The following is a 24,923-nucleotide window of genomic DNA, read 5'->3' as shown; positions in this document are numbered from 1 at the left end:
CTCATGCCGGAAACTCCGGATTTAGCCTAGGTAAAGCCGCACAAAAAATGAACTATTGGCCTGCTTCAAAGGGGCGCCATGATACCCGTTTGGGGTGGGGTTGGGAACGCAAAAAATACAAAAAACGGCGTTTTTTTGAGCGATAAAAACAGGCTTTTTTAGTGATTTTGGGTTGCAAATAAACGCGATTTGGGGCAGTGCGACTGCTTACTCTGGGCTGAGGGGGTCATGGAGGTAGATTTCGTAGTTGTGAGGTAAGTTTTTGACCAATGGATTGCTCAGTTTGAATATTCTGCGCTGGTTTAGTTTGGCTTGCTCTATGCCTTTTCCATGGCGGCTGCGCCAGAGTTGATGAAAAGAGCCGTCTGCATAGGCGATTTCCAAGCCCTTTTGGATGCGAGCTAGCAAGGCTTTATTGCCTTTGTGGGTAAAAAAGAATTTGGGTAAGGGGTAATAAAGGGCTATTTCCTGGTCAGCAGTGAGCCCCAGGTTGCCTTGAAACTGCTGCTCAAAAGCCATTTCCATCGGTGCGCGGCAGAAAAAATCGACTCGCCCTGCTTTGGTCATACGGAACAAACTAATCACGCTATTGGATTCAACAACGTTCAGGCCGTTGGCGCGGAGAATCTTGCTGTCTGACCAACCTATACCGGAGCCGAAGGTGTAGTTTTTCAGATCATTGAATTGGCTAATCGGTTTTTTTCTGTTTTGCAGTTCGTCGCGCGCAAAACAGACTCTGTAGCTGAAAGCGCCCAAGTCCAGGGGGAAGGGGATGTAACTTAAATTTTGTTTCTCGGGTAGTTCGTCCTCGTAGCTCATTTGCAGTACGAGATTGGGGTAAAGGTTGTGGCTGAGGCTCACCAGTGTTCTGGCGCGATTCATAGGAGGGATACCGCGCAATTCATATGGGCCAAATTCAGCGACGGTTTTGTCCAGCGCTAAGCGAAGTACTTCCACTTCGTGCAGCGAGCGCTCGCTACTGCCCAGCTCGGGTAACTTATGAGTGACTAGCAGTGGGCTAGAGGCTTTGAGGTTGTTGTCAGCAAGCGCAAGGTTTGTACAGGTGAAGACGTAGACCAGGGTGGCAATGAGGATCTGTAGCACCGGTAGTAATCGATATACATGCAGAATGGAGTGTTTCCAGATAAAGGGGGGATTTGAATACGGCATTGCACTTCCCCCTTTTTTTCCACTAACGCTTAACTACTGGAGTTCAATCGACAGCTGCTAGGGAATGTAAATACGATAATTCACAGCTTCTGTGCCAGGGTCGACTATATCCAGTGTGATATAGACCTTTTGGTTCTGCGGCATTAAATCTTTGCCGGCCAGTTCGCCTCCCAGATAATCTTTTGGGGTGAAGCGGCGGGAGGCAACGAGATTGTTGTCCAGATCACTGAAGATTAGCACCAGATCCGGGAAGGGTTGGTCGAAAGGGGCGCTGTTAACCAGCATTACATCAACAGCCAGTGCATTCTCTGCATCGGGATGTTCGCGCACTACCAGATTGGAGGTGGTAATTTGCTTGGTATCAATCAGTGTAGGTAATTCGCAGCCAAGGTAAGGGCAGGCGAACAGGTAGGCGGTACGGTAGGGTTCAATGCGGCTAAGCGAGTCGAACTTGAACCAGGCAATCTGCACTGCCAATGCGATTAACCCCAGTAAGCTCAGTGTTGTCCAAAGCTTGCGCTGGTACCAACGGCGCATGCTTTTGGCAGTGAATTCAATCGGCGCCGGAATAATATTCATCAAGAGTGCGGCGCGGGAGCCATCATAGGCGCGAATTTTGGGTTGGGTTTTCACTTGGCGTTTATTGTTGTCTTCGCTTGCGGCAGCTTCTTCTCCGATTGCTGCTGTATTCGCCGCCATTTCGTCGCTTTCATCGCGAGCGTCTATGGCGGGTTTGAACCCCTGATGGCTGGGAATTTGTGCCAGCTCATCGCTAAAAACCAGCTCATCGGAGGGCGGTGTTTGTTGTTCAGATTCCCCGATAAGGCTAAATACCAGCTTGGGTGCTGCCGGTTTACTGGTGCCAGTTTCCTGGTTGTCTTGCGCTAAATAGTGCTCGGTACTGTGGCTGGCAAGCAGTGCTTCATCGGCCAATTCCTCGTCGGATTTGGGGCGCGCTATGCCTAATTGCGGCTCCTCTTCTTCCTCGTCTTCAATCAACATTTCCGCCCAGGATTCATCGGCATCCTGGATCGCCTTATCTTCATTTTCGGGGCGGATCTTGCGCTCGAACAGTGAAACATCGGTTGTCGGTTTTACGTCGATATCCATAAAACTATCAAACTCGTATTTGTTCTCACTTGCTGATGGCTCTTCCATGTCATCGCTGATCAACATGTCATCGCCATCGTCGAGCTGAATCGGTTTAAAGCTGCGGACCGGGCTCGCTGGTTTTTCCACCGGTGGGGATAAATGCTTCGCAGTGCTGAAGTCTGGCTTTTTCAGTTCCATCGCACGTGTGACCGGCGCAGTTTCGGGTTGCGCTTGTACTGTGGGGGCGGCATTACGTGTGAGTATGGGTTTTTGCAGTTGCGGTTGCGGTTTAGGTTGCTGCGCTGTGATTGTTGCAGTGCTCGCACTACCTTGAGTAGCCGCCATTGCCGGTGTTACTACAGTGTTTGGTGCCGCAGGTGGGGTTTTGGGTTTGACGTCAACCAAATATTCCTGCGCTTTAAAAACATTCAGGCAGGAGCCGCAGCGCACTGCACCCTTGGCGGATTGCAGTTGGCTTTGGGTTACACGAAATGCAGTTCCACATTTCGGGCAGCGGGTGATCATCTGGTTGTTGGCGGAGGTCATGTCTGTGGGCTCTTAAACCTGTCGGGTCAATCTGTTGAATAGCACAGTGTAGCTTTTCACGCGCCATGCGGTAAATTGCGACGCGAGACCGGTTTCAGGTTCTCGTATCGCAATGCCAACTATCTCACCTTTGTGGCGGTTAAGCGCACCCATTCTTCTTGCTCGGCGATGGGATCAAACTCAAACCATGGTTTGTAAGCAGCCATAACCGATTTGGCCTGTACCGATAAAATCCCGGATAAGCACAGTTTGCCGCCAACTTTGGTCATGGCATTTAACGCCGGTGCCAGTTCGGCCAGTGGCCCAGCGAGAATATTGGCAAGCATCACGTCTACTTTTACGGCAGGGCAGTTCGGTGGTAAATAGACGGGCATGGCATCTGCAGGCAGATTGTTGCGCTTGGCGTTTTCCGTGGTAGCGAGCAGTGCTTGCGGATCTATATCGACACCAATAACGCGTTTGGCGCCCAGCAATAAAGCAGCAATACCTAAAATGCCCGAACCGCAGCCGTAGTCCACTACCTCAAGTCCGTTAAAGTCCTGCTGGTCGATCCACTGCATACATAAAAATGTGGTGGGGTGGGTGCCGGTGCCAAAGGCGAGGCCTGGGTCGAGCATCAGGTTGACTTTGTCTGGCTCTGGCGGCTGTTGCCAGCTGGGGCAAATCCACAGGCGCTCACCGCAGCGGATCGCGTGATAATTGGTCATCCACTCGCGCTCCCAATCTTTGTCCTCCAGCTGTTCCCAATAGTGTTCAGGCAGTGGGTTGCCAAAGCGTCGCTCGGCGATGGTGATTGTCTTGGCGGTATCGATTTCCGCATCAAACAGGCCGGTGATTTTCACACTGTCCCACAAGGGGGTTTCGCCCAAACCCGGCTCGAGAATGGGTTGGTCGGCATTGTCTTGTAGTGTTACCGATGCAGCACCACACGCCAGTAATGAATCCTCAAGGGATTCGGCATAGCGGCGCGAGGTGATAATTTTGAGTTGCAGCCAGGGCATAGGAATTCTGCTCTTGGTGATAAAGGAATCTGATTTTCGGGGGCTAAACGTAAAAGGGCGCGATAAATCGCGCCCTTTAGTCATCGGCTGATATTACTCAGCCAATTTTTTCTCAAGGTAGTGAATGTTCACGCCGCCTTTACGGAATTCAGTATCGCGTACCAACATCTGCTGCAGCGGAATGTTGGTGCGGATACCGTCCACAATGGTCTCATCCAGTGCGTTGCGCATACGGTTCAAGGCGATCTCGCGGGTGTCACCAAAGGTGATGATTTTGGCGATCATGGAATCGTAGTTTGGCGGCACTGTGTAGCCGTTGTACAGGTGTGAATCCACGCGTACACCCAAGCCGCCGGGGGCGTGAAAGCCTTTAACCAAACCAGGGCAGGGCATAAAGGTTTTTGGGTCTTCAGCGTTGATACGGCATTCAAACGAGTGGCCGCGAATAATCACATCGGACTGCTTGTATGAAAGTGGTAAACCTGAGCAAACGCGAATTTGCTCTTTGATCAAATCGATGCCGGTTACCATTTCTGAAACCGGATGTTCCACCTGGATACGGGTGTTCATCTCGATAAAGTAGAAGCGGCCATCTTCGTACAAAAACTCAAAAGTACCGGCGCCCTTGTAACCAATATCGATACACGCTTTTACACAAGCGGCGTAGGTTTCCTCGCGGATTTCTTGTGGAATGCCGGGTGCGGGTGCCTCTTCCAACACTTTTTGGTGGCGGCGCTGCAGTGAGCAATCACGATCACCCAAGTGGATGGCGTGACCCTGGCCGTCAGACAGGATTTGTACTTCTACGTGACGCGGATTTTGCAGGAATTTCTCCATGTACACAGTGCCATCGCCAAATGCTGCTTTGGCTTCACCCTGAGTAACATGGATGGAGCTGATCAGCGCTGCTTCGGTGTGTACTACGCGCATACCGCGACCACCGCCACCAGCTGCCGCTTTGATGATAATTGGGTAGCCAATACGCTTGGCGATTTTCATGCACTCTTCGGGGTCTTCTGGCAGTGGGCCGTCGGAACCCGGAACCGTAGGCACGCCAGCTTTTTTCATCGCTTTAATCGCTTCTACCTTGTCGCCCATCATGCGAATAACCGCAGGATCCGGGCCGATAAAGGTAAAACCGCTGTTTTGCACGCGCTCGGCAAAATCGGCGTTTTCAGCAAGGAAACCATAACCCGGGTGAACGGCTTCCGCGTCAGTGATCTCCATGGCGGAAATAATCGCCGGAACGTTCAGGTAGCTTTTGGGTGACGGGTTTGGCCCGATACACACCGATTCGTCCGCCAGGCGAACGTGTTTTAAATCGCGGTCAACCTGTGAGTGAACAGCAACAGTCTTGATGCCTAACTCTTTACAGGCGCGCAACACGCGCAACGCGATTTCGCCACGGTTGGCGATCAAAATTTTATCGAACATAAACCAAATCCTCAGCGATTAGTGAGTAGGTCGCCCGCGCAAAAAGGGGCGTGCGACAGCCACAACAAATGGTTAGGCAATAGTCACTAGAGGTTGGTCGAATTCAACGGGGCTGCCGTCTTCAACCAAAATGGCTTCGATCACGCCAGTCTTGTCAGCTTCGATTTGGTTCATCATTTTCATCGCTTCAATGATGCAAATGACATCGCCCGCTTTAACGTGTTTGCCCACTTCAATGAATGAAGGTGAGCCTGGGCTTGGTGAGCGATAAAAGGTGCCAACCATGGGTGATTTTACCAAGTGGCCAGAGGGGGCCGCTGCAACAGGGGCAGCAGCAGGTGCGGCGGCTGCGGGGGCCGCAACGGGTGCCGCCGCTGCGGGAGCGGGTGCCGCAAAGCCTTGCGGTGCAGTGAAGTATTGAGTAGTGCCACTGTTGCGTGCGATACGCACAGATTCTTCGCCCTCTTTGATTTCCAGCTCGCCGATATTGGATTCTTCGAGCAGCTCGATCAGTTTTTTAATTTTGCGAATATCCATAGTGTCCTCTTTGGCAACATTAGGTTGTTGGTTGATATTGAATTGGACCCGATAAATAGGGTGCTATTTGATCAGGGTGAAAGCAGCTTGCAGCGCCAGGTCGTAACTGGTGGCGCCAAATCCACAGATGACGCCTTGGGCGACATCAGAGAAATAGGAGTGGTGGCGGAAGGCCTCGCGCTTGTGCACGTTGGATAAGTGCACTTCGATAAACGGAATGCCAACGCCAAGTAACGCATCGCGCAGTGCAACGCTAGTGTGGGTAAAGGCGGCGGGGTTGATGATGATGAAATCGACACCTTCTTTGCGTGCATCGTGAATGCGATCAATTAATTCGTATTCGGCATTGCTTTGCAGGGTTTGCAGGTGGTGGCCGGCATCAAGCGCGGTTTGGGTCAGTTTACGGTTGATGTCTTCCAGTGTGGTGGCGCCATAGATGCCTGGTTCGCGCAGCCCTAAAAGGTTCAGGTTGGGGCCGTGAAGTACCAAAATGGTTGCCATTGACTGTGATCCTGCAGTGATATTCTGTTTTTGTGCGCGAACTCACCAATATCTGGCGAGTCTCGGCCTGTCTGGATTGAAAGTGAGAAGAGTTTGCCGCAAAAACCGGGATCTGTCCACGATAGCAGCGAAATTTTGTTGAGTTGGCAGAAAATGCCAGCATGATTGAAGAAGTTAGTCAGGGTGATGCTAAAAAGCGGCACTTAAATAACACTTTTGCATGATTATCCCCGCATCATGCCCCCACGATAGCGGCACGATGCGGGAAGTTTTGTAAAGTTGACGGTAAGTGCTGCTAATTTCATCAAAAAGTATGAATCTATGGCCTATCTTCGCCTTTCAAGGTGTTGATAACCAACTCTTTGGTGAGTAGTTGGGGTAATAACTGGCCTTTGCCCGCGTGGTTGGCCGGAAACCAGAGGTATAGAGGAACGCCGCTGCGGCCATATTCTTGCAGTAACTCGGTGATTTTGGGGTCAGTATTTGTCCAGTCACCTTTAATGGTTGCCACATTAAGCTCATCAAATACGGCTTCCACAGCAGCTGTGTCCAGTGCGATTCGTTCATTGGCCAGACAAGTGAGGCACCAATCTGCCGTCAGGTTTACAAATACCGGGCGGCCTTGGCTGCGTAAATCCGCCAGTAGTTCGGGGCTGTAAGGTTGCCAGCGTCCTTGGGGCTGCGCTTGGTTGTTTAGAGCGGGTGTTTGGAAAATGAATGAAAGAGCGATAATCCAACTGGCCGCAATCGCCAAACGGCGCAGCCAAAGCCATAAACCGGTGGTATGGCGGCCTGATAACCAGCAGCCAAAAGCAATCAGCACGGCGCCAATACACAAACTTGCCATGCCGTTAACGCCTGTCTGGCGACCATAAACCCAGAGTAACCAAATTGCGCTTAGGTACAGGGGGAAAGCGAGCAGCTGTTTCAGGTTGTCCATCCACACGCCAGGTTTGGGCAGACGGTTAGCTAAGGCAGGCAGGTAGCACAAGAGCAACAGCGGTAGTGCCATACCAAAACCCAGCGCGGCAAAAACAGCAATACAGACCAGTGGTGGTTGAGTGAGCGCAAATCCGAGTGCGGCGCCCATAAACGGAGCGGTACAGGGGCTGGCAACTACGGCCGCTAATACGCCGGTAAAAAATGAACCGCTCAAGCCAGGCTTTTGTGTCAATCGCTGGCCGGCGCCCATCAAGCTGCCGCCAAAATGAATCAGTCCGGACATGCTCAAGCCCATCACAAAAAATAAATAGGCCAGTGCGGCAATTAACCCGGGCGATTGCAATTGAAAGCCCCAGCCCACCGCTTCACCACCTTTGCGTGCCAGAATCAACGCGATGGCAAATCCCACAAAACACACCACAATACCCAGCGTGTAAACCCAGCCGTGCAGTGCTAACCGGCTGCGATCGGCAGCCGCAAGGCTCATCACCTTAATAGATAGCACCGGAAAAACGCAGGGCATCAGGTTCAGAATCATGCCGCCTAACAAGGCGAGCAGCATGGCTTGCAGTAGCCAGTTTGAATCTGTTGTCGGTGTGTCGGTAGTTGCTGGAGTTGTTGGGGCTATTAATGATGCGGTGGGGATTTGCTCCGTTACGGTCAGTGCAACAGGGTCAACTCTCAAGGTAAGTTTTTGTGGTGGATAACAGAGGCCAGCATCGGCGCAGCCTTGGTATTCAAGCTTCAGCGTAAAAGATTGTTGAATCGCGCTGATATCAAATGTCGCACTGACTTGTTGGTAGTGCACCATGGTTTCGCGCTCAAACAACTCGTCATACTTCATCTTGCCTGGGCTATAGATGGGGGTCAGCGTGATGGCTTGATCGGCTTTAAACTTAAAGCGCTCTTCATAAAGGTAGTATTTATCTGCAATAGTCCAGCTTAATGTCAGCTGTTCGCGGGATATCTCGAAGCTCGGTTTGAATGCCTCGGCAACCGGCAAAAATTCATCCTGTGCGCCCAGCAGGCTATTGCTGTTGTTAGTGCTGGTGTTTTTAGCAAAGGGATCCTGGGCATAAGCAGGCGCAGCAAATGAGATAACACTGGCGAGCAGCAGGGCGATGACGCCAGTGCAGCTCGGGAATTTGATAAATGGGTGGCGAGTCTTTTGCATTCTCATATACATGGAAACGTATCTTGATCAAATTGGCTGGGGAGTGCCCAGGTTCTGGTGTCCTTGGGCGCGACTTACAGTAACATACGCAGCCTTCTAGACAATCGGTAATCGCAATCATTCTATGCGATGTTCGATTTTTCTAACGCAACACACAACTCATCTTTCAGTACAGAGAAAAGGCGTTATGTTTAATTTTGTTGGTCGCAGTGCATTGTGTATGGCAGTGTTTTTCAGCCTCAGTGCCTGTCAGCTTCCTTTTTATGCGAATCAGAAAAAACCCGCTCCTGTAGCACCTGCGCCAGTAGCACCACCGGTTCCGGTGATCACCAAAGAGCAGCAGGTGGTTCGCATGCTGCTACTTAACGGGGAGTACACCCTGTCGCGAGATCAATTGCTCACGCCTGCCAATGACAACGCTTATGATTTTTTCCATGCAGTGTTAAAACTCGATCCCAACAACCAGCGCGCCAAGGGTGGGTTGCAGGGCATCGTTATGCGCTATGTAGATCTGGCTCGTCAGGCTGCAGCCCGCGGCAACTACACCCAAGCGACGACCATGCTCAACAATGCCCGCATCGTCGACCCGAACAACTTGTTAATTAAGGAGGTTTCGGCGGCGCTTACCGAGCAAATTAAATCCGCGCCACCCGTAGAGCCTTATCGTGGCGGTGCCAATGAATTTTTATTAGAAGCCAGCTTGCTGGGAAAAGATGATCCACAAATATTAGCGCGCATTAATGAAATTGCACAAAAACTCAAAGCGACGGATAGCCTGGCCATGATTATCGCTCGCAGTGATGTAGAGGGGCGCTGGATCTATCAAAAAATGCGCGACGCCTTGCCGGGCTATCGCGTGCGTGGCGACATTAAATTAGGCGGCCCCCCGCGGGTGCAGCTGGTGCCATCGGCGCAATAATTTCAATTTAAAAGAGCGCATTGGCGCTCTTTTTTCTTTGTTCAATTTTCATCGGGTAATTGCTGGGCTATTAAATGACAACATTGGATTTTCACCGGCGTTCCGCTGCCAGTGTAATAGTTTTCGACTTTGAAACTACCGGCTTGTCGCCTGATATGGGCGATCGCGCGATAGAAATTGGTGCAGTATTAATTGAGCATGGGCGTATCACTGATCGCTTCCAGCAGGTGATGAATCCTGGTGTGCGTATTCCACTGTTTATTGAAAATCTCACCGGTATCACCAATGCGATGGTAAAAGAGGCGCGCAATAATGCCGAGGTAATGAGCGATTTTTACGATTTTATCGCCGGTCACAATCTGGTTGCGCACAACGCCAGTTTTGACGAGCGGTTTCTACGCGCCGAATTCAAGCGGATCAAAAAATACTTTTCGTCAGGTATTGCCTGCAGTTTATTGGCGGCGCGCCGAATATTTCAACAGGCGCCCAATCATCAATTAGCTACTTTGGCTGCCTATAAAAACTTACCGACCGAGGGTGTCTATCACCGCGCTTTGGCTGATGCAGAGGTCACCGCGCATTTGTGGTTGAGTTTATTGGAGGAGCTGCGTGCGCAGCAGGGGCTCAATGATCTATCCTTTGGTTTTATGCACCAACTAACAAAAACGCCCAAACATCAATTGCGTAAACTTTACGCGCAACACTAATAAATTGATTTCGTGCAGAGTGACGGAGAATTTATGACCCAACATTATCTTATTGGCGGCAACGGCACCCAGTCGGTGCATTTAAATCTGCGTATGGCAAATCGCCACGGTTTGATTGCCGGTGCCACGGGCACGGGCAAAACGGTGAGTTTACAGGTGCTCGCCGAAGGTTTTGCCAAGGCCGGCGTGCCGGTATTTATGGCGGATATCAAGGGCGACCTCTCTGGCCTTGCCAAAGCGGGCAAACCTCACCCTAAAGTGGATGAGCGAGTGCAGCTGATGAATATCAGCGATTACCAGCAGCGGTTATTTCCCTGTGTATTCTGGGATTTGTATGCCAAACAAGGCCATCCGGTACGCGCCACTATTTCTGATTTTGGCCCGCTATTGCTCGCCAACTTTTTTGATTTGAATGAAACCCAAACCGGCGTGCTCTATGCCGCGTTTAAAATTGCCGATGACCAGGGCATGTTGTTGCTGGATTTAAAAGATTTACAAGCCATGCTCAATTGGATGAAGGATGAGCGCAAAAATCTGGAAGACGAATACGGCGGTTTAAGTGAGGCAAGCATTGCCGCTATTCAGCGCCGCTTGATGATGTTGGAACAGGAGGGGGCGGATAAATTTTTTGGTGAGCCAGCGCTGGACCTTAATCACCTGATGCAAGTCACTTTGGAAGGCACGGGTGTGATTAATATTCTCGATGCCACCACCTTGGTTAATCAGCCAAAACTTTATGCAATTTTTTTACTTTGGTTAATTTCCGAATTATTTGAGAATTTGCCTGAACAGGGCGATGCCGATAAACCCAAACTGGTATTCTTTTTTGATGAAGCACATTTGTTGTTCGATGGCGCACCCAAATTATTGGTGGACAAAATCGAACAAGTGGTGCGCTTGATTCGCTCCAAGGGTGTAGGGATTTATTTTATCTCACAAAGCCCGGCGGATATTCCTGATACCGTATTAGGGCAATTAGGCAACCGTATTCAACATGCATTGCGTGCCTACACTCCTAAAGATCAGCAGGCGGTAAAAATTGCTGCGCAAACTTTTCGCCCCAATCCGGCATTTTCTACCGAGACGGTAATTACTGAATTGGGTATTGGAGAAGCGCTGGTATCGGTGTTGGATGAAAAAGGCTCGCCCACACCGGTTGAGCGGGTGATGGTTGCTCCGCCAGCATCACGTATTGGGCCGTTAACAGCAGAGGAGCGTGCAGAAGTGATGGCGCGCTCCCCTTATAAAGCCATTTACTCGCAACTGGTGGATCGCGAGTCGGCGTATGAAATTTTAAAACAGCGCGTTAACCAGCAGGCACAGATTGTGCAGCAGGAGCAGCTTCAGGCAGAGCAAGAAAAATTAAATGCACAGCAGCGCGCCGAACAAGAACGCATCGCTAAAGAGCAGCAAAAACAGCAAGAGCGCTGGCAAAAAGAACAGCTAAAAGCCCAGCAGCAAGCACAGCGTGCTGAGAGCCGACGTGAATCGGCCACTGAAGCGCTGGCAAAAAGTGCGGCGCGTGCAATTGGTAGTAATTTGGGCCGTCAAATTGTACGCGGGATTCTTGGTTCTCTGTTGGGAGGGCGACGTTAAATTACGCGTGGTGTTGTGTCGGTATTGGTTGGGTGTAGTTTGTTACCTGGTGTAATAGAAGGAGACTAATAAGAGGCTTATAGTGAAAGGAGTCAATTTTTAAGGTGTGCTTCTGCCCCGGATAGGGGCAGTATAAAAATGTTGAGGATGCAGCATGAAAAACAACAAAAAACACAGTAAAAAAATCGGTTCAGTACTGGCTCGCGTTAGTCATCACCAGTGTTGTATCGGGTTTGCGTGGCTTGCCTTGTGCGGTACTGCAGCACTTGCCTCGACCACTGTATCCAGCATGCAGGATACCCATTACCTTGCGCAGGGCTGGGAGCATGAAACTCGCCAACAACTGTCATTTACCTCTTTTGGTTCGCGGCTTATTCCCTATGACTGGTTTATCGTGTTGGAGCAAGCGAATAATCCAGCGCTGTTTCGCGATCCGGCGCATATGTCGGCGCTGGGTTTTATCGTTGCTGCCGCCGATAAATATAATCCGGATGGCTTACCCATTGGTGTGGTACGCGATAAGGATAAAAAACATGGTGATTATGTTGGCCTGACTTGCGCGGCTTGTCATACCGGTCAAGTAATGATTAACGGCCAGCGTATTCGAATTGATGGCGGCCAAGCGCTGATCGATTTCACCGCGTTTGAAACAGCACTGGTAGCTGCATTGCAGGCTACGCTGGATGATACCGAAAAATTTGCGCGCTTTTATTCCAATGTGCGGACAGCGCCGTCGGTCAGCGCCATCGCTTCAGCCTCACTTACTACCCAAGCTCTACAAGTCCAAATGCATGGGCGATTGCAGCAGTTGCAACAGCGATTGGAAAATAACAAAACCGATGTGCCTTATGGTCATGGTCGCTTGGACGCCTTTGGGCAAATTTTTAATGCGATTGCAGTTGAAGCGTTAAATATGCCAGAAAATATTCATTCACCTAATGCACCCACCAGTTATCCGGTGATGTGGGATGCATCCCATCTGGATTTGGTGCAATGGAATGCCTCAGCACCCAATAAAGAACCTGGCCCGTTGTTTCAAAATGCAATCACTGCACTAGCGGTTTATGGCACGATTGAAATTAAAAAAGAACACTTAACCTATTCATCCTCGATTCGTATTAATCACCTTGCCGATCTTCAAAAAGCCTTTTATCAATTAACTGCACCGCGATGGCCGCAAGAATTTGCCGGGAAGTTGGATGAAACCAAATTAGTTGCCGGTAAAAAACTTTATCAACAGCACTGTGTGGAGTGCCATACACATGTCGATGCAGCAGATAAAAAACGCAAACTGCGGGCGGTACTAACGCCGGTTGCGGAGGTGGGGACGGATCCATTGATGGCGCATAATTTCAGTCAGCGCAAAGTAAAAACCGGGGTGCTGGAAGGCGAGCGCAGCATGGTGTTGGTTGGGAAAAAGTTAACTGCAGAAGCCAGTTCACTTGACCTGGTCACTCATGCGGCTATGGGGACTTTATTAAACAAACCCTGGCAAACCCTCAAAACTATTGTGCGTGAATATCATTCCAATCTTTCTGCCGATACCCCCAGTGTCGATAGCTATAAAGCTCGCCCAATCAATGGCATATGGGCCTCTGCACCTTATTTGCACAATGGCTCGGTGCCAACGATTTACGATTTACTGTTGCCCGCGGCACAGCGCCCGTCGCAATTTTATGTGGGTAATATTGAATTGGATGTAATCAAAGTTGGCCATGTTTCCAGTGCGGCTCCCGATACCAGCTTTTTTGATACAGGTCTGCCGGGCAATTCCAATGCCGGCCATGAATATGGCACGGCATTGAGTGATGAAGAGCGTTGGGCATTAGTGGAATATATTAAAAGTTTGTGAGGATGCTCAGTGGCTTTGAGTGCTGCCAGTGATGATTTGGCGCATGTCATAGCCGCTGGGTGCTTGATAAATCCGCAAATCAAATTCTGCCAGCACTGCAAAAATATGATCAAAAATATCTGACTGAATATTTTCGTAAGCCAGCCATTCCGTGTTATTGGTAAACGCGTACACCTCAATGGGAATACCTTCAGCGCTGGGGCTAAGTTGTCGCACCATATGCGTCATACCCAAATGAATATGAGGATTGGCTTTGATGTAAGCGGTCAAATAAGCGCGAAAGGTTCCTAAATTCGTCAAGCGACGACCATTGACCGGGAAGCTGGTATCAACTTGATGTTGTGTATTGTAGTCGGTGATCTCCCTGGCTTTTTGTTCAATATAGTCAGTCAGTAATTTTGCTTTACGCAAACGCATTACATCCTCCTCGCTAAGAAAGTGAACGCTGGTTGCATCGATATTGATAGCGCGTTTTATACGGCGACCACCCGCTTCCGCCATGCCTCGCCAATTTTTAAATGAGTCAGCAATCAGTGCATAAGTGGGAATCGTTGTAATGGTTTTATCCCAGTTGCGGACTTTGACTGTGGTGAGGTTAATGTCCGTCACTTCACCATCCGCTCCGTATTTTGGCATTTCCAGCCAATCGCCCACCGCCAACATTTTATTGGCGGAAAGTTGAATGCCTGCTACCAAGCCGAGAATAGGATCCTTAAATACCAATAATAAAATTGCAGTCATGGCGCCAAGACCGCTAAATAAAATCACGGGCGATTTACCAATCAATAACGCCAGCGCAAAAATAATTGCCACTGTTGCGCCAATTAATTTGATGCTTTGGAAAATTCCACGTAGCGGCAGGCGACGTCCTGCAGGGTTAGTGTTTGAAATATCTTCCAGCGTATCCAGCAGCGAATAAACTGACAGCAGCCCGTAGAGTAGTACCCATAAACTGGTAATAACGGCGATGACTGGCAGGGCGCTATCATCCGCATCCAGCCAGAGGCGTGCTTGCATAAAAATAATCAAACCTTGCAAGGTAAGGGCGACGCGGGTAAACAATCTATTTTTATAAAATGAACGTTTCCACAACTGTTCTGCGCTTTTGGCATTGGCACGCAATAAACCCATCACCACTTTATGCAAGAGCCAATGAATAACAAGTGACGTAAATAAGATGACAAGAATAACGGCCGCGAGATAAGCATATTCGTTGTTTGGAATGCCAAGATAATTCAAGGCGGTGTGCATCAAGTCTTTCATGTTTTTTTCTGGCTCTTGTTAAGCAAGGTAATAGGGCGGTAATAATTTAGGTATATATATCCCCAAATAAATCCAGTTGGGTTAAGTACAGACGAAGATCAAATTCATATTGGTGATACTGTGGCTCCATATGACAGCAGAGTTGATAAAACGCTTTGTTGTGCTCCTTCTCTTTAAAATGTGCCAGCTCATGTACGATAATCATTTTTAAAAATGCTTCTGGTGCGGTTCTGAATACACTGGCAATTTTGATCTCGTTCACGGTTTTAAGTTTCCCTCCGTGAATGCGGCTAATGTAGTGGTGTTGCCCCAGTGCATGCTGGATCACTTTTATTTTGCTGTCATAACTGACCCGGTTCAAAGGTTGGGTCTTGCCCATAAAATCCGCTTTAATTTGTTGCGTATATTGATATAGCGCACCATCAGTGCGCACTTGATGAACATTTGGGTAGCGTTTTAGTAATACCTCAGCCAGCTTTTTCTCTTCAATAAGCGTGTTCACTTTTTGCAGTGTATCGGCGGAGTAGCCGGTTAAATATTTCAGTGCTGTCATGGCGTCTTAATTAATTTTTAGAGTGATTATTCAGTTAGTGTTCATAAAGAAAAATGTTTTTGCGTTGGATCGGTGCTTTTAAAAAAAACAGTGCGTTTTGCTGGGGCAGAAAAATTATAAAAATTACAAATATTTTTATCAAAAGCGGATTGATGATTGCTGTTTTTGGCGTCAATTTTAGTTGATTTGGCGACAAATATCGATTTTTTTAAAACTTCGTCACGTAATCGTGATGTTGCATTCTTTATGGCCTGATTAATGCCTTCTATATCCTGCTAGTAAACAAATGCTGATGGCATGATGAAGTACATTGCGTGGAGGGAGTATGAGCAATCTATCGGTCAATCGGGCGCTTGTTAGCCCTGTAACCTTATCAAATGAACCGCCGGTTATACGGCTTCACCATTCAAAAATCCTCGCGCTATTTCGTGCGATTGATAGCGCGCTGATCGTATCCATACTTTGGCTCGGGCTTAACATGCTAGGGCTTGAGTGGACAAATCTTTACACTACCTTTGCAATTACCGCCGTTATTGTTTTTGGTTTTTTTGCCGAGGGCAATGAAGTTTATTATTTGTGGCGCGGTCATTCCATGCTGGATTTGGCTGGTCGAATATTATTTGCCTGGCTGGTAACGGCTATTTTTATCATTCTTGCGGCGCTGGTGATTTATCCATTTAAATCCATGGAATTATTGGCGTTTGTCTGTTGGTTGGTTGCAACGCCGGTATTAATGACGGGTATGCATATTGGGCGGCGTTTGCTGCTTGCCAAATTGCGCTCTCATCCAACCGAGCCGCGCCGTGTAGCGATTGTCGGTGCCAATGAATTGGGTTTACGGTTAATCAATTCCATGAAAGTAATGCCATGGTTGGGCTACAAAGTGATTGGCTTTTACGACGATCGCTCACCCTCCCATGAAGTGGGGCGGCGGTTGATTGGCGACAATATTGAAGTAAAAGGTGGGCTTGAGCAGCTTTATCAAGACGCCCATGATGGCAAATTGGACATGGTTTTTGTCGGTTTACCAATGCGCGCTGAAATGCGCATGCGTACTGTGATTGATCGCTTGGCTGATACTACCGTATCGCCCTATGTTATACCCGATGTATTTAGTTTTGATTTGTTGCATTCGCGCCTCACGTGTTTACAAGGCATTCCCGCACTGAGTATTTACGATTCGCCACTGGTTGATAACGGTTGGGTGAAGCGTTTGGAAGATGTGGTGTTGGGTGCTGGAATTTTACTTTTATTGGCAATCCCTATGTTAGCCGTGGCGATTGGTGTGAAAGTGACATCGCCTGGTCCCGTGTTTTTTAAACAAACGCGTTATGGCATGGGGGGTGAAAAAATAAAAGTGTGGAAATTTCGCTCCATGACCGTGTGTGAGGATGGCAATAGTGTTGCCCAAGCCAAACGCGCCGATCCACGCATTACGCCGTTTGGCAATTTTTTACGCCGCACGTCGCTTGATGAATTGCCCCAGCTATTCAATGTATTGTCCGGCAGTATGTCGCTGGTAGGCCCGCGCCCCCACGCCGTTGCGCACAATGAATTTTATCGCGGGCAAATCAAAGGCTACATGTTGCGCCATAAAGTAAAACCAGGCATTACTGGATTGGCGCAGGTGAATGGTTTTCGTGGTGAAACGGAAACGCTGGATAAAATGTCCGGACGCATCGCGTATGACTTGGAATATATTCGTAACTGGTCAATTTTGTTGGACATAAAAATTTTATGGAAAACAATCTTTAAAGGTTTTGTTGGCGAGAATGTTTATTAATCCAGATGAAATTAAATGCTGCACGAACAAAATGAACACCATACTTGTCAGCGTTAAGCGGGGTATGGCGTTAATTCTGTTCGCTGGGCTGACCAACTCAACTGCTTATGCGATGGATCGCTTTACTTTGTCGTTGGGCGCGAATGAACACTGGGACAGCAATTTTGCGCGCAGTGCAGATGTGGATTCCGAGCATTACACTCACTCGGTTATTTCAGTTGCACTTAATGAGCGCCTGAGTAAACAGGATTTTTCATTGGGCGTAAGTGGCAACCATTATGCTTATGCTGAGCGTGATGATTTGGACGTAAGTTTTTATGAAGGCAATGCACGTTGGCGCAGTGACTGGAGCACACGGGTAAAAACAGATTTTACCTGGGTGCGTGATGCCTACGCGGTGGATCGCTTGGAATTTGCCGATAAAGATGTTGTTGCACGCGATAACTTTGCGGGCCAATTGACTATGGGGGTAGGGCAGCGCCTTGGATTTACTGTTGGCGCGCGGCAAGTAGCGCAAACGCATTCCAATGAGCTGCGCGAAAGTCTGGATTTTGATGATGATGAATGGTTTGTTGCCAGTACTTACACTACGGCAAATAAATCGTTTTTGAGTTTGCGTTTGCGAGAAGGTGAGCGAGTTTATGAAAACCCTTTGCCTGATGCACTTACCTCATTGGATTTTGATTATCGCCAACTGGAAGTGGAAAGTTCCTGGGCGCTGACCCGCAAAACGCAACTTGGATTTACCCTGGGGCGCTTCAAGCGCGAAGGGGAGATTAATGCCGGTACAGGTACCCAAGCCGTAGTGGATTTGGATTGGGCCGTGAGTGAAAAACTCACACTGTCCTTGAGTTACAGCCAAAGCGAACCAGCGGTGGGTGAAACCTCTGACTCGCCGGCTGATGTTCGCGCCAGCAGAATTAGCCTGGGGTGGGAGCCTTCGGCTAAATGGTCGCTCTCCATGGCGGCGGGTTACAGCACTCAGGCTTATGTGCAGCGGTTAACCGAACCCGCCCGCGACGAACACATCACGACACTCAGCCCTATCGCACTTACTTATCAATTCTCTGAAATGCTCAAGTTTCGCCTCAGTAGCCAGTGGGTGGATCGCGAATCGCCATTAGAGTATCGCGATTATGATTATGCTCAGGCAAGCCTTGGCGTCGCGCTGGTATTTTAAAAATAATTTTTTAACGCTTAACTTATATGAGTGGAATATTCATGTTTAAACGTCTGGCTGCTTATTGGGAAACCCCTACTGAACTGAAACCGCGTTTACCTTTTCCTTATGTGGATTTATATAACTGGGCGCCAGGTGACGGGCGGGTAAATTTTGGTGACCATCTTTCAGAAATTGTTACACGCCAATTGTTGGCACTACAGGGATTAAGTTTGGATCAGGAAGTTTCAAAAAGTGCGCGCTTGTTAGCCATTGGTTCAATCTTGCAATACAGTGCAAATGATGACCATATTTGGGGTACAGGTTGGAATGGCAAAGTACCCGAGATCATGTTCAAATCCAAACGCTTGAACCTGCATGCAGTGCGTGGCCCATTGACCCGTGAGTTTTTGCGCAGCCGTGGTTTTACCGTACCGAAAGTTTATGGTGATCCTGCACTGCTGATGCCGCATTTATTTAAAGGACGTTTTACGCCCAATCCCTGCCGCGATTATGTATTTGTACCCAATCTACACGATCTATCTATATTGCCACCCAAGACCCCGAATGTTATTTCACCTTTGCAAGGGTGGAACCGCGTGATTGAACAAATTCTGGAAGCTAAATTGGTACTGGCGAGTTCACTCCACGGGTTGGTCATTGCGGAGGCTTATGGTATTCCAGCGCGCTATGTGCGCTTATCGCAAACTGAAGACTTGTTTAAATACAAAGACTATTATTTTGGCTCCGGGCGGTTGGAATCTGAATTTCAATTTGCCAATTCAATTGCTGAAGGTCAAGAAATGGGCGGCATGCCTGGGTTGCGTTTTGATCATCAATCGCTGTTGGATGCGTTTCCGCTCCACTTATGGAATTAAATTTTTTAACTATTAATTTAGGCCAGGCGTAACAACCGCTGCAAAAACTCTATAGCAGGTTTTGCTTTGGCGGGCGCCATGGCCGCACTCTCGCCTAAAAAGTGTTTCGTTTCATCGCGAAAAATGCACGACATGATAAAAATATAAATCAGCCCACCCAAACCGGCGAGCAGCAGTAAACGTACACCAAGCGCCCAGTCAGCAGGCAACACAAATTTTGTTAGTTGTACTAGCGTAAACATGATTAACGCTGCGGTGAACGTGGGCGCTATAATGCGCAACTGTTGCAGTACGCCCACCTTAAATATGTTTTTGAAAAATAACATATTGAAAATAATGCTTAGATACGCGCGCAATGCATAACCCGCCGCAGCCACTACGATACCGAAAGGTACTAGCAGAAAACCGAGCAGGCAATTCAGTACAAATGTGATAACTGCCAGTAGCATAACGTAGTTCGTATGGCCGCTCGCGGTCAGTGCGGAATTCACTTGTGCACTAATTACCATGGGGGCAATCCCCAGTGCCAACATGGTCATTACCTGGCCGCTTTGTGCCCATTTATCGGTAAAGGCGAGTTCAATAAACTCAGGCCCCAGCGCCGCAGCGCCAAAAAAAATCGGGAAAGTAAAATAAGCACTGATGCGCATTACGCGCAGTGTGGCCTGCGCGCGTGCGTCGCGCTCGTTCAATCGCGACAATGCCGGTAGCAGCGCCTGCTCGAAAGGCTTTATTACAATTTCTTGCATGATAAATAGCACGCGCCCACCCACGCGGAAAAACCCTAATGCAGCGGGGCCAATTAAGAGGCCTATCAATAATTCGTATATTTTACTCGCGAGATTACTCACCAGTTGTGCAAGTGTCAGCGGCGCAGAAAAACCTAATAGTGATCGTGTGTGTAGGAAAGAAAAATGCAAACTGGGAAACCAGTGTGCGCTTTTCCAAGTGAGCAGGGTAATGAATATCTGGTTAATTAATTGTTGCCATACCAACGCCCAAACACCGTAGCCCAAAAAGGCCAGTGCTACCCCCGCGATGCCGGATACCAAGCTTGCAATGACAGTGCGCAGCGCAATCGCACGAAAATTAAACTCTCGTTTGAGTTTGCCTTCATGTACTGCTTTGGCGCCCTCCAAAAAAAAGATCACGGAAAGCACCTGTACTAATAATTCGGCGCGCGGGTCATAGTAAAAAGCGACCAGTGGCGCTACTACCCAAAATGCAACCGCAGTAACCACCAATGCCAATAACAGGTTGAGATAAAAACCAGTGGCCGCGTAGTGTTCATCCCATTCGGGGTGGCGCACGATGGCTTGTGAGAAGCCGGCATTGACAATGACTCTACCCAACTCAACCACAATTAATGCAAAGGCAACCAAGCCAATTTCTTCCGGCGCCAACAGGCGGGAAAGAATAATAAAAATCACCAGGCTGATGAGGCTATTACCGCTCGCGGCGGTACTCATCCAGACGCTGCTTTTACCAAAATTTTTTTTCAGGCTCATAGAGGATTGATTCGCGCGTTAACTAACTGCTGCAAGGCATGTTCATATTTGTTGCTGTCGATACAGTTTTGCATTTGCTGTGCACAGCAGGATTTTCTGTTGGCAAGTAATGTGCGATCGCGATAAATGTCGCCCAGTATTTGTGCTGCTGCCTGACTGTCGGCATCGGCCCAAGTGATGTTATCAACTTCCTGAAACTCCGGGTGATTGGAGTTAACCGCAATGGGTGTGCAGGGCACTAAAAAACTATTTTCTGCCGTACAAAAATCCACATTCCCTGACCAGGCGGTTGCGAGTACGGGGGTGTCTAACAACATGGCTTCGGCAAGTGTTAAACCAAAACCTTCCGAGCGGTGCAGTGACGCATAGAGATCGGAACTCTGAATTAAACCGAGCACATCGGCGCGACTCCAATGTTGATCGATTAAACAGATATTTGGGTGCCCGGCGATAGCATCAAGCAGTTGCTGCTTTTCAGGTGAATCGCCACCGGTATTCGCTTTTAGCACTAAATAAGCATCGGGCGTATGAGCAAATGCTTGTTTAAACGCAGCGACTAATGCGAGGGGATTCTTGCGTTCCATCGCGCTGCCAAAACTAAAAATGCTGGATACCAAAAATGCCTGCTCGGGGATGTTTAATTTGCCACGCATACCTTGGGTAGCTTCACCGCGCGTAACCGGGTGGGTCGCCGTCAGTACCGGGTAATCTGTGTAACGCTGGATAACATCAGTCGTAAAACGCGAGGGTGTGATAATCGCATTCATATAGCGAATAGCATTAACCCATTCGCTGGGTATGGCCTCCAACTCCCATGCCCAATAACCGATGTTGTAGGTTTTTTTAAAATGGGTGATTCCCATTTGGAAAATCACCGGCGGCAACATAGGTGGGTTCAAGTGATAGATTCGGCAATTAATGGCAGTTGCCCCGCTGGAATTAGGCTTTTGTGCCGGCCAGTCCCATGCTAGATCTTCGGGTTTGTGAAAAAACTTTTCTACACTGGTGCATTGCACCTGATAACCGTCTGCCGCTAATTGTTGCGCGCACAAGCGGGCAGATTCACCAATGCCGGAAATGCTGTGAAAAAATCCAATCACTTCTATGCGCAACTCGGCGATGTTAAGGGGGAGCGGCGCGTCGCTTTTGGGAATCATACGCTGCAATAGCTGCGCACGAATGCGGCGGTAAATATGACGCGCGAGATTTTTCATAGGTTTTGAATGCTCATACAAACACTATTGGAGTCAGGGTATTTTTTTGGAATCAGACAAGGCGGCCGCTGTGTGTGCCGATGTGCCTAGTTGACCATAAAAATCCAGAGTTTGTGCCGCGAGTTTATCCCAGTTGTAATTATCTAGCGGGCATACTTGCGGGCGGCTGCTGTGCTCGAGGGCAAGTAAAGCATGTTGCAGGCTTGCCGGTGTCAAGTCACTGGCGTAACCGTAAATCCAATGCAACCCCAGTTTTTTTTGCAGTTCTGCAACGGCACCCATATGCGGTGCAATCACCGGGCGGTTGTAAGAGAGCGCCAATAATAATGCCCCGGAATTGAGAATCGCTTTGTAGGGCAAAATCACTACATCGGCTGCGCTCATAAACAGTGCCAATTCACTGTCGGGAATAAAACGCAGGAATAAATGGGTGTTGGCATTTTTTAGCGTTTCCATGGTGCTACGCAACTCGGTAGGTGCCGTGTCTGCAGTGCCTGCTACAACCAATTGATAATCCGCGAGTTCGGCTTGATTAAATGCTTGCATTAAACCGTCGATATTTTTGTACGGTTTTATCATCCCGACAAACAATAATACTTTTTTTGTTGGATCTAACCCCAATTGGGTTTTTGCAACCTGTTGATCAATGGCTGGGGGATAACAGCCGCGATAGTGACCGTGGGGAATAATGGCGTAATGACTGGTGGGGGAGGTTTTGTACAACTGATAAAACGCCGCGCGATTGGCTTCGCTCATAAAAATAAAACCGTCGCAGCGCCGTGCAAACCACTGCATAAATGCGTTTGATAAACGCGGGCGGCGCGCATCGTGAGGTGCTGTGTTGTGCACTGTCCATACGATTTTGGTACCTTTTAATTTTAATGCACACACAGTGACTGCCAGGAGCAGCATGCGCTGTATGCTTTTGCCAAGGCTGGGGCGATTAATATCACCGTCCGGCCAATGAAAATGCACTATGTCAGAGTGCGTGCGCAGGGCTTTGCTGTGGCGATATTCTTCAACGTTTGCATTGAGTTGTTGTAATTCGCGATAGAGCAATGCGTTGTAGGGGTTAACCTTTTCATTGCTAAAGGCGGGTGCCGCAAAAATTTTCATAGTCTTATCCTTCCGAGTGACGCAGGTGATCTATGCGATTACCGCTGCGCAAGCAGAGTAAGAGGAACTGCACGATATCCACTGTGTAGCGCCGCAATAAACGCGAAGGTTCAAGGCATAAGCGATAAAACCATTCCAATCGCAAACGTTGCACCAACGCGGGCGCGCGGGTTTTGTCGCCTGCCAGAAAATCCAGTAGCGCGCCAACACCCATCAACACTGGCGCATTTAATTGGCGGCGATGTTTTAAAATCCATTGTTCTTGATAAGGGTTGCCCATGGCGACCAACACTACATTCGCATTGCTGGCATTAATCGCGGCAATAAGTTCTTCGCTGTTGCGCGCTTCATCGTAACCGTTGCGTACACCGACTACCTTAACCTGATATTGAGTTGTCAGTGTTTGCGCGGCGCGCTGTGCAATACCGGGTTTGGCGCCGAGCAAAAAAACCCGTGTACTTGCGCCCAGTTGTTGTAAAAACTGCGGGGTGAAATCAGTACCATTTAAATTTTCAATAAAGCGACGGCGATGCACGAGCCAAGTGGCAATGTCCAGCCCAATGCCGTCGTTGACAATAATTGTGTCACTGCCTGCCAGAGCGGTCTTTTCGGCTTGGCATTTCACAATAAAATTAGTGTTGGCAAATAATAAAGCGATTTGTTGCTGCTGCATTTTTTCTTGCAAAAGCGGAATTAATGCGGCGCTGGTGGTGCGCACTATAGGGAATCCGCCAAGGGGGATAATGTCATCCGGTGAAATTGCATTAATTGTGTCCGTAGTCATTATGCAAATACCTCTGTGTCGCTGAATTTTTTGGGCGCGAGCATGCGTTCGGTCACTTGCGCCCAATCCAGTACTGTGCGTTTGGTGAGCGGTTGCGGTGGGTTTAGTGCACGTGAAATCGCTTGGGCAATGGAATTTTCATCGCCAATGTCATAACCAAAACGGGTGGGGTAATCGGCGGCGATAAAATGTGGGCAAATCGCGGGTAAACCAAAAAATTCATATTGCGTGAGTTTAAGTGAGGTATCGCGTAAATAAGCGGGCAGGTTCACGCTGGCGTAAGGCGCAATACCGAGTGTGGCGTGTTTGATGTAAGGAAGGGTTTTATCAAACGGCATTTCACCGTACACGCTGATATTTTCACCGTACTCCGGGTGGCGCGGTTGGCAAGAACCAATAATATGAAAATGAATATGTGGAAAGCGCTTGCCCGCAAGAATAAAAAATTGTGGATCAAACAACATGGAGCCAACCGATACCGCATGTATGCCTTCGCCATAGGGCGATGGGTTGGCCTTTTCATTAACAGAATAATCAATTCCCTGCGGTACAAATGCGAGATTATGCGTTGACGGCATGGAGTCGGCCAGCGCTTTGGAGGGCATGACTATGGTGTCTATCTCTTTGGCGATGCGGGCAAAGGTGTTGCGGATATAGTCTGCGGCGTCAATCGTGTCCAGTGCATCGGAGGCGCGGTAAAGTATTTTTGCGCGCGCATTTAATTTTTTAATTAAATCGAAAAAAATCGGTGCAACACCGCTCTCCAAAATAATCACATCCGATTCTTTTATCCAACGGCGTAACACCGCGTTAAAGCCGAAGCTGTAAAGGTGATACATCAGTGATTCAAACGGGCGAATGCGAATAGGGTGGATCAAGGTTTTCCACAAATAACAATCAACACCCTGATGGTTCACTATTTTGTTTGCCTGATCGTCCAGCGACAGACGCGGGTCGTGTTTATAGCGCGATAAAAAGCTGTAACGCAGCGAGAAGAAGCGTGTCGGCCCCATTTTGGCTAATTCACTCGCCACAAAGTGAATGCCCGCTTTGCGCGGCGAGCGGTAGTCGTGCGCGGAGAGCAGCAGGTATTTCTGTTGCGGCGCCGTGGGAGCGCTGGTCAGGGATGATTCATCTGTGTGGGTAAGTATTTCTGGTGCGGTCACGATGCTCTCCTTCGGTTACTGCATTAAG

At 48.7% G+C, this 24,923-nt stretch carries 21 protein-coding genes; 7 read left to right on the top strand and 14 right to left on the bottom strand.

Features of this window, described 5'->3' with window-relative positions; all coding sequences use genetic code 11:
* Positions 1-207 precede the first annotated feature (207 nt).
* The 7 genes from O59_RS14630 to O59_RS14600 form a co-directional block, all read right to left on the bottom strand.
* Positions 208-1,170, bottom strand: a complete 963-nt coding sequence (locus O59_RS14630; RefSeq protein ID WP_157152587.1) for a transporter substrate-binding domain-containing protein — start codon at positions 1,168-1,170, stop codon at positions 208-210.
* A 57-nt stretch (positions 1,171-1,227) separates the two neighbouring features.
* A complete protein-coding gene (locus O59_RS21105; RefSeq protein WP_007644087.1) occupies positions 1,228-2,808 on the bottom strand; it encodes a DUF3426 domain-containing protein in 1,581 nt (526 codons plus the stop codon).
* 119 nt (positions 2,809-2,927) lie between these two features.
* Positions 2,928-3,809, bottom strand: a complete 882-nt coding sequence (gene prmA / locus O59_RS14620; RefSeq protein ID WP_040392773.1) for a 50S ribosomal protein L11 methyltransferase — start codon at positions 3,807-3,809, stop codon at positions 2,928-2,930.
* Between the two features lie 93 nt (positions 3,810-3,902).
* Entirely contained in the window at positions 3,903-5,243 is a 1,341-nt protein-coding gene (accC, locus tag O59_RS14615; RefSeq protein WP_007644083.1) for an acetyl-CoA carboxylase biotin carboxylase subunit, read from the bottom strand.
* A gap of 72 nt (positions 5,244-5,315) precedes the next feature.
* Positions 5,316-5,780 (bottom strand): acetyl-CoA carboxylase biotin carboxyl carrier protein, encoded by a 465-nt coding sequence (gene accB / locus O59_RS14610; protein ID WP_007644081.1) that lies wholly within the window; start codon positions 5,778-5,780, stop codon positions 5,316-5,318.
* Positions 5,781-5,843: 63 nt separating this feature from the next.
* Entirely contained in the window at positions 5,844-6,281 is a 438-nt protein-coding gene (gene aroQ / locus O59_RS14605; protein ID WP_007644079.1) for a type II 3-dehydroquinate dehydratase, read from the bottom strand.
* Positions 6,282-6,600: 319 nt separating this feature from the next.
* Positions 6,601-8,397: a protein-disulfide reductase DsbD gene (locus O59_RS14600; RefSeq protein WP_007644078.1), complete on the bottom strand. Its 1,797-nt coding sequence runs from the start codon at positions 8,395-8,397 to the stop codon at positions 6,601-6,603.
* Positions 8,398-8,584: 187 nt separating this feature from the next.
* Here O59_RS14600 and O59_RS14595 point away from each other — a divergent pair, with 187 nt between their 5' ends.
* The 4 genes from O59_RS14595 (at position 8,585) to O59_RS14580 (ending at position 13,471) form a co-directional block, all read left to right on the top strand.
* A complete protein-coding gene (locus O59_RS14595) occupies positions 8,585-9,316 on the top strand; it encodes a hypothetical protein (RefSeq protein ID WP_007644076.1) in 732 nt (243 codons plus the stop codon).
* Positions 9,317-9,390: 74 nt separating this feature from the next.
* Positions 9,391-10,023, top strand: coding sequence for a PolC-type DNA polymerase III (locus tag O59_RS14590; RefSeq protein WP_007644074.1), 633 nt, complete (start codon positions 9,391-9,393; stop codon positions 10,021-10,023).
* 33 nt (positions 10,024-10,056) lie between these two features.
* On the top strand, positions 10,057-11,619 hold the full coding sequence (locus tag O59_RS14585; RefSeq protein WP_007644072.1) for a helicase HerA-like domain-containing protein: 1,563 nt from the start codon (positions 10,057-10,059) through the stop codon (positions 11,617-11,619).
* 154 nt (positions 11,620-11,773) lie between these two features.
* On the top strand, positions 11,774-13,471 hold the full coding sequence (locus O59_RS14580; protein WP_007644067.1) for a cytochrome c: 1,698 nt from the start codon (positions 11,774-11,776) through the stop codon (positions 13,469-13,471).
* 6 nt (positions 13,472-13,477) lie between these two features.
* Here the strand turns inward: O59_RS14580 and O59_RS14575 are convergent, their stop codons facing one another.
* Both O59_RS14575 and O59_RS14570 read right to left on the bottom strand, forming a co-directional pair.
* Positions 13,478-14,734: a mechanosensitive ion channel family protein gene (locus O59_RS14575; RefSeq protein ID WP_007644065.1), complete on the bottom strand. Its 1,257-nt coding sequence runs from the start codon at positions 14,732-14,734 to the stop codon at positions 13,478-13,480.
* A gap of 46 nt (positions 14,735-14,780) precedes the next feature.
* Positions 14,781-15,287 (bottom strand): M48 family metallopeptidase, encoded by a 507-nt coding sequence (locus tag O59_RS14570; RefSeq protein ID WP_007644064.1) that lies wholly within the window; start codon positions 15,285-15,287, stop codon positions 14,781-14,783.
* Positions 15,288-15,612: 325 nt separating this feature from the next.
* Between O59_RS14570 and O59_RS14565 the strand changes: the two genes are divergently transcribed.
* Genes O59_RS14565 through O59_RS14555 form a run of 3 tightly spaced genes read left to right on the top strand, consistent with a single transcriptional unit; the run spans position 15,613 to position 19,107 of the window.
* Positions 15,613-17,070 carry an undecaprenyl-phosphate glucose phosphotransferase gene (locus tag O59_RS14565; RefSeq protein ID WP_007644062.1) on the top strand — a complete coding sequence of 486 codons (1,458 nt, stop codon included), beginning with the start codon at positions 15,613-15,615 and terminating at the stop codon, positions 17,068-17,070.
* Positions 17,071-17,101: 31 nt separating this feature from the next.
* Positions 17,102-18,250, top strand: a complete 1,149-nt coding sequence (locus O59_RS14560) for a hypothetical protein (protein WP_040392999.1) — start codon at positions 17,102-17,104, stop codon at positions 18,248-18,250.
* A 41-nt stretch (positions 18,251-18,291) separates the two neighbouring features.
* Positions 18,292-19,107: a polysaccharide pyruvyl transferase family protein gene (locus tag O59_RS14555; RefSeq protein ID WP_007644060.1), complete on the top strand. Its 816-nt coding sequence runs from the start codon at positions 18,292-18,294 to the stop codon at positions 19,105-19,107.
* Between the two features lie 17 nt (positions 19,108-19,124).
* Here O59_RS14555 and O59_RS14550 read toward each other — a convergent pair whose 3' ends face one another.
* The 5 genes from O59_RS14550 to O59_RS14530 are packed head-to-tail and all read right to left on the bottom strand — an operon-like array spanning position 19,125 to position 24,895.
* Complete coding sequence (locus O59_RS14550; RefSeq protein ID WP_007644058.1) at positions 19,125-20,615, bottom strand: lipopolysaccharide biosynthesis protein; 1,491 nt, start codon at positions 20,613-20,615, stop codon at positions 19,125-19,127.
* Complete coding sequence (locus O59_RS14545; RefSeq protein WP_007644056.1) at positions 20,612-21,829, bottom strand: glycosyltransferase family 4 protein; 1,218 nt, start codon at positions 21,827-21,829, stop codon at positions 20,612-20,614. Before O59_RS14545 ends, O59_RS14550 begins: the two co-directional genes overlap by 4 nt.
* A gap of 33 nt (positions 21,830-21,862) precedes the next feature.
* Positions 21,863-22,945, bottom strand: coding sequence for a glycosyltransferase family 4 protein (locus O59_RS14540; protein WP_007644048.1), 1,083 nt, complete (start codon positions 22,943-22,945; stop codon positions 21,863-21,865).
* Between the two features lie 4 nt (positions 22,946-22,949).
* Positions 22,950-23,729, bottom strand: a complete 780-nt coding sequence (locus tag O59_RS14535; RefSeq protein WP_007644046.1) for a WecB/TagA/CpsF family glycosyltransferase — start codon at positions 23,727-23,729, stop codon at positions 22,950-22,952.
* The gene (locus tag O59_RS14530; RefSeq protein ID WP_007644045.1) at positions 23,729-24,895 is read right to left on the bottom strand and encodes a glycosyltransferase; all 1,167 of its coding nucleotides are present in this window, start codon (positions 24,893-24,895) and stop codon (positions 23,729-23,731) included. Before O59_RS14530 ends, O59_RS14535 begins: the two co-directional genes overlap by 1 nt.
* Positions 24,896-24,923: the final 28 nt, after the last annotated feature.

It is taken from the genome of Cellvibrio sp. BR (assembly GCF_000263355.1).
Classification (GTDB): Bacteria; Pseudomonadota; Gammaproteobacteria; order Pseudomonadales; family Cellvibrionaceae; genus Cellvibrio.
The sequence above is the reverse complement of the archived record's forward strand: the minus strand, read 5'-3'. Positions and strand labels throughout refer to the sequence as shown.